Below are 14,303 nucleotides of genomic sequence, written 5' to 3' on the forward strand. Positions count from 1 at the left end.
AAGTGCCGGGCGCGCGCGCCATCACCTGCGCTGTCAGGTGGAGGGGTTGGCGGCAGGCGTGCGGCCGTGGACAGGCTTTGACCGCTCCCGTCCGGTGCGCCATTTTGCGCGGCACCCATGCGACGCCTCCCAGACGCAACCCCGCGCGGCAGGGCCATCACCGTGGACCTCGAGGGCGAGAGCATCCCCGCCATCGAAGGTGAGCCGGTGGCGTGCTCCCTCATCGCCGCGGGCGAGAACGTCCTCTCCCGCTCCGTGAAGTACCACCGCCCGCGCGGGCCGTACTGCTTCGCCGCGGCCTGCTCGCACTGCCTCATGCGCGTGGACGGGCTTCCCAACGTCTACACCTGCCGCACCCCCGCGAAGGAGGGCATGCGGCTGGAGCGGCAGAACGCGTACCCGTCCGCGAAGGTGGACATCTTCGAGACCATCGACTGGTTCTTCCCCAAGCGCCTGGATCACCACGAGATGTTCGCGGGCGTGCCGGTGGCGGAGGACGTGATGGCGCGCGTGGCCCGGCAGCTGGCGGGCCTGGGCCTGCTTCCGAAGGAGACCGGGCCGGAGCCGCTGCCCTCGCGCACCTTCCACACCCCGGTCGCGGTGGTGGGCGGAGGCGCGGCGGGCCTGGAGGCGGCGCGGGTGCTGGCCGGCCAGGGCGTGGCCTTCATGCTCTTCGAGCGCGACCCGGCGCTGGGCGGACGGCTCGTGCACGGCGCGCCGGAGGACGGCGCGCCCTTCGTTCCAGAGGCCACCGCGTTCCCGAAGGGGAGCATCGTGTGCCAGGCCACCGCCATCGGCTTGTATGACGACGAGCATGGCCGCTACCTCGCCGTCGCGTCACAGGAGGCGGGGAACCTGCGGCTCCTGAAGGTCTACGCGAAGCGCTTCCTGCTGACGGTGGGCGGCCATCCCCCCACCCTCCCCTTCGAGAACAACGACCTGCCCGGCGTGTTCGCGGGCCGCGCGGCGAGCCTGCTGCTGCGCCGCCACGACGTGGCCCCGGAGGTCGCGGCGCTGGTGGGCCACGGTCCGGAGCTGCACGCGCTGGCGCACCTGTTCACCCAGCGCGGCGTGGAGATCGCGGCGGTGGTGGACCTGAAGGGCCCGCTGCCCGCGAACGCGCACCCGAAGGCCTGCGTGGGCGACGGGCTCAAGGCCCACGGCCTGCGCGCGGTGACGGCGTTGAGCTTCACGCCGCAGGGGGGCCGCAAGCAGAAGGTGGCGTGCGACGCCCTCGTGGTGTCGGTGCCGGTGACGCCGGGGTTCGAGCTGGCGCGACAGGGCGGCGCGAAGGTGGAGTTCGACGCGAACGCGGGCCACTTCCATGTGGAGGCGGACGCGGACGGACGCACGCAGGCCGGTGACGTGTTCGTCGCGGGCGACGTGGCGAAGCCGGGCTCGGCGAAGGACGCCGCGGCCATGGGCGCGCGGGCGGCCCAGGCGCTGATGGGAGGGCTGTCATGAGCAAGGCGCTCGTCTGTACCTGCGAGGACGTGACCGTCACCGACGTGGAGCACGCCATCGAGCGCGGCTACCACGACGTGGAGTCGGTGAAGCGCTACACGGGCTTCGGCACCGGCATCTGCCAGGGCAAGAGCTGCCACTCCGCGGTGGCCGCGCTGCTCCAGCGGAAGGCCCAGGCGCTGAAGCCGGAGGCGGTGGTGCCCTTCACGCCCCGCCCGCCGCTGTACCCCACGGAGCTGCGCCTGCTGGCGAGCGCCCCCGTGGATGAGTCCGTCCCGCCCATGGGCGGCGTGCCCCAGGAGCTGGAGCACTTCCCGTCCGCGCTGCGCCCGGCGGGGCCGGTGCCCCAGAAGGCGAAGGTGGTCATCATCGGCGGCGGCATCATGGGCCTGTCGCTGGCGTACAACCTGGCCCTGCGCGGCGAGACGGACGTCGTGGTGCTGGAGCGCGGCTACCTGTGCGCCGGCGCGTCCGGCCGCAACGGCGGCGGCGTGCGCATGCAGTGGGGCACGCCCGCGCTCATCGAGCTGGCCAAGCGCTCCATCGACCTGATGAAGGGCTTCGCGCGCGACCTGGGCGTCAACGTGTGGCTGCGCCAGGGCGGCTACCTCTTTCTCGCCAAGCGCAAGGACACCGCGTACCGGCTGGAGCGCAACGCCGTCCTCCACAACAAGTACGGCGTGCCCACGCGCATCATCACCCCGGACGCGGCGCGCGACATCGTCCCGGGCCTGACGCTGAAGGACTGCGTCACCGCGGCCTACAACCCGGAGGACGGCGTCATCTTCCCCTGGGCCTTCCTGTGGGGCTACGCGCAGGGCTGCGTGAAGCGCGGCGTGAAGGTGGAGACGTACACCAACGTCCTCGGCTTCGAGACCAGCAACGGCCAGGTGCGCAAGGTGAAGACGGACCGGGGCGACATCGCCTGCGACACCGTCGTGCTCGCCTCCGGCGCGTGGAGCCCCCAGGTGGCGAAGCTGGCGGACGTGACGCTGCCCAACGAACCGCACCGGCACGAGATCCTCAGCACCGAACCGCTCAAGCCCTTCCTGTCGCCCCTGGTGTCCGTGCTCGACACGGGCCTCTACTTCAGCCAGTCCATGCGCGGAGAGATCGTGGGCGGCATGGGCGACCCGAAGGAACCCTCCGGGCCCAACATGGGCAGCACCCTGCGCTTCGTGGCGCGCTTCGCCCGCGCCCTCACGGAGCAGCTGCCCCACGTGGGCCAGGTGAAGGTGCTGCGCCAGTGGGGCGGCCTCTACGACGTCACCCCGGACAACAACCCCATCCTGGGCCGCACCCCCGGCCTGGACAACCTGCTCCAGCTGTCCGGCTTCGTGGGCCACGGCTTCATGATGGCCCCCGCCGTCGCCGAGCGCATGGCCCAGTGGATGACCTCCGGCGCCTCCGACGACCTCTTCACCCGCTTCAGCCTCCGCCGCTTCGAGGAAGGCACCCTCGAGCGCGAGGACATGATCATCGGCTGAAGCGCCCCACCCGCCCCGCCCTGTCTCCTCTCGCGACAGGGCGGGTGCCGCTTGTCCGCGAAAACTCCACTTCCTTGAAATTCACGCAAACCCCCGGGATGGCTGGGGATTCGCGCGGGGATGTGACGTTTCTTTACAAACGCAACCGGGTTGCGCGGAGCATCCACGCACCACCCGTGCGCTCGCGTGACGGCGGCCCTCCTCTGGGACGTGCCGTGGCACGCGTCGTGCCTTGGCCTCCGCCGCGCAATGCCGCGCGAGGAGGTTTCGGATGGTCGCGAAGAAGCTCGTGGGTGCGATGCTGGTGATGGGCCTGACGGCGTGTGGTTCCATGGAGCCCCTGGACGTGCCGAACGCGGAGCCGAAGGGCCCGCTGGCGTCGCAGGAGTCGACCGTCATCGTCGGGTCGCTGAACTGGGTGAGCGCCACGTCCCTCACGGGCACGCAGCGCGCGAAGTCCCTGCCGGTGGGCTACCTCTCCATCCCCGCGGCGGGCACCCGCTGCACGGCGTGGCTCGTGTCCAACGACGTGGTCATCACCAACAACCACTGCATCGGCAGCAGCGCGGACGCGGTGGGCGCCCGGGTGTCGTTCAACTACGAGGACGGCGTCGCGTCCGCCTCGCGCGTCTGGTACCCGTGCGCCACGTTCATCAAGACGTGGAGCGGTGATGACATGACCGCGCTGCGCTGCTCGGCCGTCGACGGCCAGCTGCCCGGCCAGGTGTACGGCTTCCTCACCGTCTCCAGCACCAACGCGGCGACGAGCAGCACCGTGTACGTCATCAACCAGAACTGCGACTACTACACGGACAGCACCTGCGTGCCGACGAAGAAGTCCTCGCCGGGCAAGGTGCTCAACGGCAACTACAGCACCACGGACATCTCCTACGACGCGGACACGCTGGGCGGCTCGTCCGGCTCGCCCGTCCTCTCCACGTCCACGAACCAGGTGGTGGCGCTGCACCACATTGGCATCGGCGGCAATTCGCAGGGCCGCGGCACGGCCAACACCGGCGTGAAGGCCACGCGCGTGAAGGCCCGCCTCGCGGAGATCGGCCTGTAGGCCGTCCTTCGCCTCACGTCGCCGACGAGGGCTCCCCCCCGGCCAGCAGCACCGGCCGCGGGGGCGCGCCCTTGCCGGGCTCGGAAGGATTCAGCAGCAGCCTGCGCCGCAGGCCGCCCAGGGCCAGCCGCCCCAGGCCGCGCTTGAAGGAGCGCGGCAGCAGGCGCAACAGCCGCATCACCCACCGGTGGCCCAGGCCCGGGTACACCAGCGCCTCGCCCCGCTCGAAGCCCGCCAGGGCCTCGCGGGCGCACTGGTGCAGCGACAACTCGAAGAACGGCGGCAGCTCGCCCTCCAGGTGCGGCCCCAGCGCCAGCGGGCCCGGGGCCACGAAGGTGACGGGGATGCCCGCGTCCTTCAGCTCCAGGCGCAGCGATTCGCTGAAGCCGTCCAGGAAGCGCTGCGTGGCGGCGAACGCCACCGCGCCCGGCAGGAACAGCCGCGCCGCACCCGAGCCGATGGTGAGGATTCCGCCCCGCCCCCGCTCGAGCATGGGGCCCAGCAGGCGGTGCGTGAGCATCGCGGGGGCCAGGACGTTCGCCTGCACCAGCTCCTCGATGCGCTTCCAGCGCTCGTCCACGTACAGCCCGCTGGAGGCGTAGTCCGCGTTGTTGATGAGCACGTCCACGCGGATGAAGTGCTGCTCCAGGTGTTCGAACAGCGCGTCCACGGCGCGCGGATCATCCAGCCGGCAGGCCTGGAGCATCACCCCCAGGGTGGGGTTGCGGGCAAGCAGCTCGTCGCGCAGCGCGCCCAGGTCCTCCACGTCGCGCCCGACGAGCACCAACGTCCGGACGCGGGGAGAGAGCAGCCGGGCAAGCTCGCGGCCGATGCCGCCAGCAGCGCCGATGATGAGCACGGTACCGTTGTCGATGGGAGGGCGCATATGGGGGCAGAACCTCTGACTGCCTGGAAGGTGTCCACGCCCGGGCGACCTTGCGTGCCCGCCCCGTCGCCTGGCCTCCCCTGAGCGCCTGCTTGCCCCCGGGCAGGGCAATCACTACCTGTTCATTGTCGTCGCAGGAGGAGGACACCCATGGCTGGCCCGTCACGCATCCTCGTGCCCGTAGACCTGAAGGACGGGTCCCGGTCCATCGTGGACTACGCGCTCCAACTCGCCCGGCCCTTCGGGGCGACGGTGGACATCATCCACGCGTGGGAGCCGCCGCAGTACGTGGCGCCCGACCTGCTGGTGGCCTCGCCCGGCTGGGACGCGAACGCGCTGGAGTCGATGGCGCGCGACACCGCGGGCAAGGAGCTGGAGGCGCTGCTGCGCGCGGTGGACGGCAGCGCGCCGGTGGCGCTGGCCCACCGGGTGGTGATTGGCGAGGCGGGCAACGTGGTGCTGGAGGAGGCCGAGCGCGGGAAGTACGACCTCATCGTGATGGGCACCCACCAGCGCAAGGGCCTCACCCGCATGCTGCTGGGCAGCGTGGCGCAGAAGGTGGTGGGCCGCGCGGTGTGCCCGGTGCTCACCCTGCACGTCACGCCGCGGTAGCCGGCCTCAGGGCTCCGCCCATTGGCGCAGGAGGTTGTGGTACACGCCCGTGAGCATCACCAGCGCGGGGCTCTTCGGCACCTCGCGGGTGAGCTGCATGATGGACGTGTCCATGTCGAAGAGCAGCGCGCGCTGGCCCGCGTCCCGCACCATGCTCTGCACCCAGAAGAACGACGCCAGCCGCACGCCGCGCGTCACCGGGGTGACGTGGTGCAGGCTGGTGGACGGGTAGACGATGAGGTCCCCCGCGGGCAGCTTCGCGGAGTGGTTGCCGTAGGTGTCCTCCACCACCAGCTCCCCGCCGTCGTAGCTGTCCGGCTCGCTGAGGAAGAGCGTGGCGGACACGTCCGTGCGGATGCGCAGGGAGGTGCCCGCCAGCGGCCGGATGGCGTTGTCCACGTGCGAGCCGAAGTCCATGCCCGGCTCGTAGCGGTTGAACAGCGGCGGGAAGACGCGCTGGGGCAGCACGGCGGAGATGAAGAGCGGGCTCTGCTCCAGCCCGGCCAGCACCAGGTCCCCCAGCTCCCGCGCCGCGGGGCTTCCTTCCGGAAGCTGGAGGTTCTTCTTCACCTGCGCGGACTGCTTGCCGGCGGTGGCGCGGCCGTCCTCCCACGCCGCCTTCTGGAAGACGGCGCGGCAGTGAGACACCTGCTCGGGCGTGAGGACCTGCGGGATGTGCACCATCATGATGAACGTCCTCCTGGGCCCGGGCCGGGCGGCGCCGAGGCCTCTAGAATCGCACGCGCGCGGACAGCAGCGCCGAGCGGGCGTCCGCCGGGGTGGCCTGTGCGGAGTAGTAGGCGTCGTAGTAGAGCGCGTCCGTGAGGTTGTAGACGTTGAGCTGCACGTCCACCTTCGTGAACGCGTAGCTGGCGAACGCGTCGAAGCGCCAGAAGTTGGGCACCTTGTTGAGCACCGCGGTCTCGTTGGCCGGGTTGTTCACCGCGGTGACGTCCTGGTAGACGGCGCCGCCGCCAACGGTGAGCGCGTCCGTGATGCCGTAGGTCGTCCACAGCGACACGCTGTGCTTCGGGGTGCTGGGCAGCCGCTGTCCCACCAGGAAGGCGTTGGGGTTGTCGCGGATCTCCGAGTCGAGGAACGTGTAGTTGGCGAACACGTTCCAGCGCGGCAGCACCGTGCCCGCGATGCCCGCGTTGAAGCCCTGCACCCGCTGCGCGCCCTCCAGGATGGTGGCGGGGCCGGTGGGGTCGGGGTTCGCCACGCGGGCGTTCTTCTTGTCGGTGCGGAAGATCGACGCGCTCACCGACAGCCGTTCGGCGACGACATCCGCCTTGGCGCCCAGCTCGAAGGTCTCGTTCTTCTCCGGGTCCAGGCGCTCCTGGCCCGAGCTGAGCGTCCCCACCTCCGCGGACGGGTTGGAGGACGTGCCGTACATCGCGTAGATGCTCGTCTTCTCCGCCGGGTGCGCCACCGCGCCGACGCGCCAGTTGAACAGGTGGTCCTTGTTCTCCAGCCGCGTGGACTCCTGCGCGGCGTTCACCGACGTGTAGTCGGTGCGGAAGATGTCGTAGCGCAGCGAGCCCAGCACTTCGAAGAAGCGCGACAGCTCGATCTGATCCGCGGCGTACGCGCCCACCGTCCACTGCCGCGTCTTGCTGGACGAGCTGAACGTGGTCGACACGGCGGACAGGTCCGGCCGCGGATCCGGATCATAGAGGTCCGCGGGGACGTTCGGCCCGGTGGGCAGCCCGCTGGCGCGCAGGTTGTTGCGGTACTGGTCGCGGAACTCCCGCGTCAGCTCCAGGCCCACGTTGGCGGTGTGCTTGAGGAAGCCGGTCTGGAAGACGCCGCGCAGGTCCGTCTGGTTGGCCAGGTACGTGTTGTCCGTCGACGTCTCGTAGCGCTCGCGGCCGATGGTCGTGGGGGCGTTCGCGGGCGTGAGGCCGCGCGGCGAGGTGGGCCGGGAGAAGCGATCCACGCCGCCGTAGCGCAGCGTATTGGTGAGCTGCGAGCCCCCGCCGAACAGGTAGAGGAACCGGCCCGTGCCGATGTGGACGTTCACGCGCTCCCGGTCGGAGCCCTCCACGCCGTACCAGGCGCTGCGCGGCACATCCAGGCTGGTGGAGACGGGCGCCCCGTTGAAGTACGGGTGGCCGTAGTCCGGGATGCTGTGCTCACGCTGGTAGAAGTAGTCCAGCTCCAGGGACGCCTTCTCGCTCAGCGCGACGCGCACCGACGGGGAGATGCCCGCCCGGTTCTCCTGCACCACGTCGCGGCCCGCCACGTCCGCCAGCTGGCCGGTGGCGCTCACGCGCACCTGCACCGTGTCGTTGAGGGCCTCGTTGATGTCCGCCTCAATGCGACCCGAGGGCGCCGTTCCGGCCGTCAGGCGCAGGTCCTGGAAGGACGTCTTCTTCGGCTTCTTCGTCACCAGGTTGATGGCGCCGCCCGTGGAGCCGCGGCCGAACACCACCGACGACGGGCCGAAGTAGACCTCCACGCCCTCCAGGTTGAAGGTGTCGCGCGTGTACCAGCCCAGGTCGCGCACCCCGTCACGCAGCGTGTCCGTCTGGGCGGAGAAGCCGCGCAGCGAGAAGGAGTCACCCTGGCGGCCACCCTCGCCCACGGTCACCGTGATGCCCGACACATTGCGCAGGGCATCGCGCAGCGTGGTCGCCTGCTGCTCCTGGATGACCCGCTCCGGCACCACCGTGATGGTCTGCGGCGTGTCGACAATCGCCTTGGGCAGGCGGGTGACTCCCGGCTGCGTGGCGTTGTACTTCGACGCCTCGCCCTCCACCGACACCTCTGGCAGCACGTAGGCGTCATCCTCGCCAGCCGGAGCCGCCGCGGTGGCGGGGACCGGCTCCTGCGCGGCGGGCGGCGCCTCCGCCGGACGAGACTCCTGCACCGGGGCCGCGGATTCGCCCGCCGCCGCTGCCGGCTCCTGCGCCACCGCGCTCCCCGCGGCCAACGCGGACGCGAGGCCGACGGCGGCGGGCCCCCAGGGCCACAGCGCGCCGCGCACGCCTCCAGGGTTGCCATGCGCTGAGCGGATACCAGTACGACCGGGCTTGGATGTGGGCACGTGTCCCCTCGGGAAGAAGAAATCCTAAATGAGAATGATTCTCATATGCAGGATGCCGATTTGCGTGACAAGAATTTTCTTCCCTTGCGATGACTGTGATTGGCCTCCAGAGGATGTGTCGGACACTGCGATGTATCAGCAGGGCGAATGCCACACGCCCTGGAGTGAAAACAGCGGGACCCGGATCCGCTCTCGCGGTCCGGGCCCCGGACTCATCGGTGTTTCATGAGAAATGTCTTAGGCAGACAGGGGGCCGGACTCCCGCCGGGAGCTGTGTTTCATGGGCGGTGATTCATGCGGCGTGTGTCTTGGACTCCTCTGGCGCGGGCACCGCGACGGTGGGGGTGGCCACCTGGGCGCGGCGGCGCGGGACGAAGCGGCGCCAGGACAGCGCATAGCCGGTGTAGACGAGGAAGACCGCGCCGAACGACGCGAGCGCGGCGACGAGCTGGCCCACCCACCCCAGCGCCTCGCCCGTGTGCAGGAAGCGCAGCCACGTGCGCACCTTGCGACCGCTGTTGAAGTCGGCGTACGTCTCCGTCCGCAGCGGCTGCGCCGTGTAGGGATCCAGCGACACCGTCTTGGAGGAGAAGAGCGGCCACCGGTCCTGCTCGCGGACGGTGAAGGCGCTGGCCTGAGGGGCGCCCTTCCCTGCTCCGCCGCGTCCTTCGGGACGGCCCTCGCCTCGCGGTCCCCCCTCGCCTCGCGGTGCGCCTTCGGGGCGACCCTCGCCTCGCGGTGCGCCTTCGGGACGGCCGCCCTGGGGCCCACCGCTGGGCGGCGTGGGCAGCTTCAAGGTGATGGTCTCCCAGGGACTCACCTGGTTCATCACCACCGCGAACTGGGCATCCAGGCCTTGGGGCGTGGCATCCGGCGCGGGCGTGGGCACCGCCACGGGCGGCGAGGCGATGGGCCCCTGCGCGGGCGGCGGCGGGTTGCCGGTGAGCGTGAAGACGAGGTTCGAGGCCCACTTGTAGGAAATCACCGCGCCGGAAGTGGTCAGCACCAGCAGCACCGGCAACGACCAGAAGCCGATGACGTTGTGCCAGTTGAAGTCGCGCGCCTTGCCCTTGAGCCCCTGGCGGAACCACAGCGTGGGTCGCATGGAGCGCAGCGTCCACTTGCGCGGCCACCACAGGAACAGCCCCGTGATGCCCAGCAGCAGGAAGGCCAGGTTGCTCACGCCGGTGATGCCCTTGCCCACGGCGCGCTGCTCGCCAGAGGTCGCGAGCCAGCGGTGCAGGTCCTCCATCGTCTGGAAGAACGCGCGCCAGCCCTGCGCACCCTGTTCGCGCACCTCGCCGGTGTAGGGGTGGACGTAGACGGCGACGTTGCGGCCCGTGGCCACCGCCACCACGCTGTTCGCCTCCGGGTAGACCGTCACCGCGGAAGGCTGCGCTCCGGGCCGGGCCTCCTTCACCTTCGCGAGCAGCTCCTCCAGAGACAGGCGGGGAGTCGCCGGCTCGGGCGGGGCGGCGTGGCGGGCGTCGCGGTCCGCCCAGTCGACGATCTGCGACTCGAACGCGAGCGCCACGCCGGTGAGGGACATCACCCCGACGACGAGCCCGACAACGAGCCCGGACACCAGGTGGATCCAGAAGAGAATCGAGCGGAGCTTGGGATTCATGAAGGCTTCGGTGAAGGAACTGCGCTGACGAACGAAGGAACTACCTCAGGGCGAACTTCACGGGGATCACGACCTTGACGCGCACCGGGCCGCCGTCGTGTCCCAGGGCCGGGGAGAAGCGCCACTGCGCCACGGACTCGAGCGCGGCCTCATCCAACCCCGGCACCGAGCGCTGGATGCGCGGCGAGCCCTGCTCCACCGCGCCGTCCACGCCAATCACCACCATCACCATCACCACGCCGGTGATGCCGTCCTCGCGCGCGCGGCGCGGATACTCCGGCTTGCCGGACAACAGCACCGGCAGCTTCATCACCTCGCGCGGCGAATAGATGGGCGGCGCCGAGCCCTGCCCGCCCACCCTGCCACCCACCAGCCCGCCCACCACGCCACCGACGACCCCGCCCACCGCGCCGTCCGGCACGCCCGGGCCCGCGGGCGCCTGCGACGCGGCCGTGGTCACCTCCGTGGCCGGGGCCTCCTCCACCGGCGCGGGCTTCTCCTGCACCGGCTCCGGCACCTTCGCGGGAACCACCAGCTCCTGGGGCTTCGGGCGAGGCTTGTGCGCCACCGGCTTCACGGCCTTCGAGGGGGGCTCCTTCGCCTGCGTGCCACCGCCCAGCGGAGGCGGCGGTGGCGCGTACGCCATCAGCACCAGCTCCGGCTCCGGCGGCTTCACCACCGTCGGCGTGCTGCTCACGATCGTCACTCCGACCAGCACGGCCACCACGTGCGCCGCGGTGGCCCCTACCATCGCCCCGCTCCACCGGCCCCACGCGCCCTCCGCCGTGGCGTCCACGGACTGGAAGAGCCCGGGAGGACGGCGCATCGCATCAACACGCGCCGTCCTGGACGGCGGCGGCGGCGGAGTCGCGCCCAGGTCCTCGTCGAAGTTGAGAATGGTTCTCATTTTCACGTGGATGAAGGGGATACCGCCTGGAAGGTAGGAACGTCAATCTGTAGGTCGGCTGAAATCATCCGGGTGCGTCAAAGGCGGACGAATTCGTCGCCAAGGGCGTGATTTTCCGGGGTGCGTGGAGAGGTCGCTGCGTATAAAGGCCCTCCGCCGACGTGGTTTTTCGACGTGCACCGGGTATCACACCCGCTGCGACATGCTTATCCCCCGCCCCCATGACGCAGGTCCCCGCCAACACCGGGCGTGAAGCCCTCCGTGAGTCCAGGATTGCCCTGGCGGCGGTCGTGTGCGCGGTGCTCCTCGCCGGCCTGCTGGGCCTGACGGGAGCTCGGACCGGGTCCTCCCCTGTGTCAGGAGGGAGGGCGGCGTCCCGGAGCGCGGAGGCCACGCGAGCCCCCTCTGGTCTGAAGGCACGATGGGAAGCGGGGCTGCTCCATGCGTCCCACGTCGGGGCGCCGCAGCCTGCTTCGCGCGATCAGGTGGACCCGGGAGGGGTGGGCGCCCGGACGCCGACGCCGTTCGTCCCCCGGCTGGACACGCTGCGCGCGCTGTTGGCGCGCTACGACGCCCGCGTCCTCGCGCACGCCCAGCGCCTGCTCGCCCGCGCGCTTCCGCCCCGGCTCACGCCCCTGGCGGATCGCCCCCGGACCGTGAACTGTCCGTCCCAGGGCCCACCCTCGCGGGGCTGAGCGCTCTTTTTCGCATCCCGTCTTCGCGGGCCCGCGCCCGAGCGTTCCTGGTGTGACCTCCGGGAGCCCGAGCGAGCGGTCCCTGCCTCCAACGCAACCCTTCTCCTGGCACGCCCACCCATCGTGGCGGCCCGAGGCCTCTTTCCATGTCGTCGTCCCCGAACCCCGAACCCACCTCCACCCCGCCCTCTCAGGGCGGCGCCACCCACGATCAGTGGCAGGGCGCGCGCCTGCTCTGGAGCGGTCTGCTGTGTCTGCTCATCATCGGTGGGGCCATCGCCTTCGAGCGATGCGGTTGAGCCCGCCCTAACTTCCAGTGGATCCGGCCCCGCGCGTTGAAGGCGGGGCCGGGCATCGCGAGCCCGGAGGTCCCGTGCATGTGCGCGGGATTTCCCCATCCCCAGAGGCGCCCCCCATGCACGACGCCCACGCGTTCCTCCAAGCCCTCGCCACCGTCTTCTGTGTCGCGGCGGTCACCACGGTCCTCTTCCAGCGCCTGCGCCAACCCGTGGTGTTGGGCTACATCCTCGCGGGCTTCATCATCGGACCGCACGTGCCCATCCCGCTGGTCGCGGACCCAGGCATCGTGCAGACGTTGTCGGAGCTGGGCGTCATCCTGCTGATGTTCTCGCTGGGGCTGGAGTTCAGCCTGCGCCGGCTCTTCCAGGTGGGGCCCACCGCGGGGCTCACCGCCGTCATCCAGTGCAGCGTGATGGTGTGGCTGGGGTTCATCACCGGCCGCGCCTTCGGCTGGACGATGCTGGAGAGCCTGTTCACGGGCTGCTGCATCGCCATCTCCAGCACCACCATCATCGCGAAGGCGTTCGACGAGCAGAACATCCGGGGCGCGCTGCGGAGCATCGTGGTGGGCATCCTCATCGTGGAGGACCTCATCGCCATCCTGCTGATGGCCATGCTCACCGCGGTGTCCACCGGCTCCGGACTGTCCGCGGGCGACCTGGCGCTGACCGTGGGCAAGCTGGCCGCGTTCCTCGTGGGGCTCGTCGGCATCGGGCTGTTCGTGGTGCCTCGGGTGATGCGCTCCATCACCCAACTCCAGCGGCCGGAGACGACGCTCGTCGCCAGCGTGGGCATCTGCTTCGCCATCGCGCTGCTGGCGCAGTCATTCGGCTATTCGGTGGCGCTGGGCGCGTTCCTCGCGGGCTCGCTGGTGGCGGAGTCCGGTGAGGGCAAGGAGATTGAGCACCTGGTGCAGCCGGTTCGCGACCTGTTCGGCGCGGTGTTCTTCGTGTCGGTGGGCATGCTCATCGACCCGGCGCTCATCCGGGAGCACTGGGCGGCCATCGCGGTCCTCACCGCCGTGGTCATCGTGGGGAAGATCCTCAGCGTGGCGCTGGGGGCGTTCTTCACGGGCAACGGCACGCGCACGTCGGTGCAGGCGGGCCTGAGCCTGTCGCAGATTGGCGAGTTCTCCTTCATCATCGCGGGGCTGGGCCTCTCGCTGAAGGCGACCGGGGCCTTCCTCTACCCCGTGGCGGTGGCGGTGTCGGCCATCACCACGCTGACGACGCCGTGGTTCATCCGCGCGTCGGGTCCCATCGCCAACTGGGTGGACCGCAAGCTGCCAGCGCCGTTGCAGACGTTCGCGTCGCTGTACGGCAGCTGGGTGGAGAACCTGCGCACCTCGCCGCGCCAGAAGACGGTGGGCGCGCGCGTGCGGCGCATGGCCCTGTTGATGCTGCTGGACGCGGCGTTCATCACCATCATCGTGATCGGCACGTCGGTGCTGTTGCCCCGGGTGACGGCGTTCATCGAGGAGCGCATGGGCTGGGGCAAGGCGCTGACGCCGATGATCGTCATCGGGCTGGCCGTGGCGCTGGCCCTGCCCTTCTGCGTGGGCATCATCCGGATGGGGCGGCGGCTGGGCGTCGTGCTCGCGGAGGGCGCGCTCCCGGCGGCCGCGAACGGCAAGGTGGACCTGGCGGCGGCGCCGCGCCGCATGCTGGTGGTGGCGCTACAGCTGGCGAGCGTCTTCATGGTGAGCGTGCCGGTGGTGGCCATCACCCAGCCGTTCCTCCCGGGCGTGCCGGGCGCGGTGCTGCTGCTGGTGTCCCTGGCCGTGATGGGCTTCGCCTTCTGGAAGAGCGCCACGCACCTGCAGGGGCACATGCGCGCGGGCGCCCAGGTCATCGTGGAGGCGCTGGCGGCCCAGTCGCACGCGAAGGGCGGCGAGGACGAGGAGTCCTCGGACGTGCTGCACGGCGTGCGTCAATTGCTGCCGGGCATCGGGGAGCCGGAGTCCGTGGCGCTCGGCGAAGCCAGCGCGGCGGTGGGCCGCACGCTGGCGGAGCTCAACCTGCGCGGCATGACGGGGGCCACGGTGCTGGCCATCCGCCGGGGCACCGAGGGCGTCCTGGTTCCCAGCGCGCAGGAGGTGCTGCGCGCGGGGGACATCCTGGCGCTCGCGGGGACGCACGAGGCCATCGACGCGGCGAAGGGCGTGCTGGGCTGAGCAGGGGCCCCGTCCGGGAGCCGGGATGCAATCGGGG

At 70.8% G+C, this 14,303-nt stretch carries 12 protein-coding genes; 7 read left to right on the forward strand and 5 right to left on the reverse strand.

Features of this window, described 5'->3' with window-relative positions:
• Positions 1 to 117: 117 nt before the first annotated feature.
• From FOF48_RS22100 to FOF48_RS22110, 3 genes are all read left to right on the forward strand, one after another.
• Positions 118 to 1,464 carry a 2Fe-2S iron-sulfur cluster-binding protein gene (locus tag FOF48_RS22100; RefSeq protein WP_143904724.1) on the forward strand — a complete coding sequence of 449 codons (1,347 nt, stop codon included), beginning with the start codon at positions 118 to 120 and terminating at the stop codon, positions 1,462 to 1,464.
• Positions 1,461 to 2,951 carry an FAD-dependent oxidoreductase gene (locus tag FOF48_RS22105; protein WP_143904725.1) on the forward strand — a complete coding sequence of 497 codons (1,491 nt, stop codon included), beginning with the start codon at positions 1,461 to 1,463 and terminating at the stop codon, positions 2,949 to 2,951. Before FOF48_RS22100 ends, FOF48_RS22105 begins: the two co-directional genes overlap by 4 nt.
• A gap of 271 nt (positions 2,952 to 3,222) precedes the next feature.
• Entirely contained in the window at positions 3,223 to 4,017 is a 795-nt protein-coding gene (locus tag FOF48_RS22110; RefSeq protein ID WP_143904726.1) for a serine protease, read from the forward strand.
• 13 nt (positions 4,018 to 4,030) lie between these two features.
• On the opposite strand, the gene FOF48_RS22115 is transcribed toward FOF48_RS22110, so the two are convergent.
• Positions 4,031 to 4,903, reverse strand: a complete 873-nt coding sequence (locus FOF48_RS22115) for an SDR family oxidoreductase (RefSeq protein ID WP_143904727.1) — start codon at positions 4,901 to 4,903, stop codon at positions 4,031 to 4,033.
• A gap of 150 nt (positions 4,904 to 5,053) precedes the next feature.
• Between FOF48_RS22115 and FOF48_RS22120 the strand changes: the two genes are divergently transcribed.
• On the forward strand, positions 5,054 to 5,515 hold the full coding sequence (locus FOF48_RS22120) for a universal stress protein (RefSeq protein WP_143904728.1): 462 nt from the start codon (positions 5,054 to 5,056) through the stop codon (positions 5,513 to 5,515).
• 6 nt (positions 5,516 to 5,521) lie between these two features.
• On the opposite strand, the gene FOF48_RS22125 is transcribed toward FOF48_RS22120, so the two are convergent.
• The 4 genes from FOF48_RS22125 to FOF48_RS36520 all read right to left on the reverse strand — a co-directional run bounded on the left by FOF48_RS22125 (position 5,522) and on the right by FOF48_RS36520 (position 11,098).
• Positions 5,522 to 6,202 (reverse strand): Fe2+-dependent dioxygenase, encoded by a 681-nt coding sequence (locus FOF48_RS22125; RefSeq protein ID WP_143904729.1) that lies wholly within the window; start codon positions 6,200 to 6,202, stop codon positions 5,522 to 5,524.
• Between the two features lie 43 nt (positions 6,203 to 6,245).
• Entirely contained in the window at positions 6,246 to 8,504 is a 2,259-nt protein-coding gene (locus FOF48_RS22130) for a TonB-dependent siderophore receptor (protein ID WP_255442537.1), read from the reverse strand.
• A gap of 352 nt (positions 8,505 to 8,856) precedes the next feature.
• Positions 8,857 to 10,191: a PepSY domain-containing protein gene (locus FOF48_RS22135; RefSeq protein WP_143904731.1), complete on the reverse strand. Its 1,335-nt coding sequence runs from the start codon at positions 10,189 to 10,191 to the stop codon at positions 8,857 to 8,859.
• 40 nt (positions 10,192 to 10,231) lie between these two features.
• On the reverse strand, positions 10,232 to 11,098 hold the full coding sequence (locus FOF48_RS36520; RefSeq protein WP_161665437.1) for a TonB family protein: 867 nt from the start codon (positions 11,096 to 11,098) through the stop codon (positions 10,232 to 10,234).
• Positions 11,099 to 11,598: 500 nt separating this feature from the next.
• On the opposite strand from FOF48_RS36520, the gene FOF48_RS22150 reads away from it, so the two are divergent.
• The 3 genes from FOF48_RS22150 (at position 11,599) to FOF48_RS22155 (ending at position 14,266) form a co-directional block, all read left to right on the forward strand.
• On the forward strand, positions 11,599 to 11,793 hold the full coding sequence (locus FOF48_RS22150; RefSeq protein WP_143904733.1) for a hypothetical protein: 195 nt from the start codon (positions 11,599 to 11,601) through the stop codon (positions 11,791 to 11,793).
• A 146-nt stretch (positions 11,794 to 11,939) separates the two neighbouring features.
• Entirely contained in the window at positions 11,940 to 12,092 is a 153-nt protein-coding gene (locus FOF48_RS36525; RefSeq protein WP_186002016.1) for a hypothetical protein, read from the forward strand.
• A 116-nt stretch (positions 12,093 to 12,208) separates the two neighbouring features.
• The gene (locus FOF48_RS22155) at positions 12,209 to 14,266 is read left to right on the forward strand and encodes a cation:proton antiporter (protein ID WP_143904734.1); all 2,058 of its coding nucleotides are present in this window, start codon (positions 12,209 to 12,211) and stop codon (positions 14,264 to 14,266) included.
• The last annotated feature ends 37 nt before the right edge of the window (positions 14,267 to 14,303 follow it).

The sequence above is a fragment of the Corallococcus sp. Z5C101001 genome (assembly GCF_007352635.1).
In the GTDB taxonomy this organism is placed as follows: domain Bacteria; phylum Myxococcota; class Myxococcia; order Myxococcales; family Myxococcaceae; genus Corallococcus; species Corallococcus silvisoli.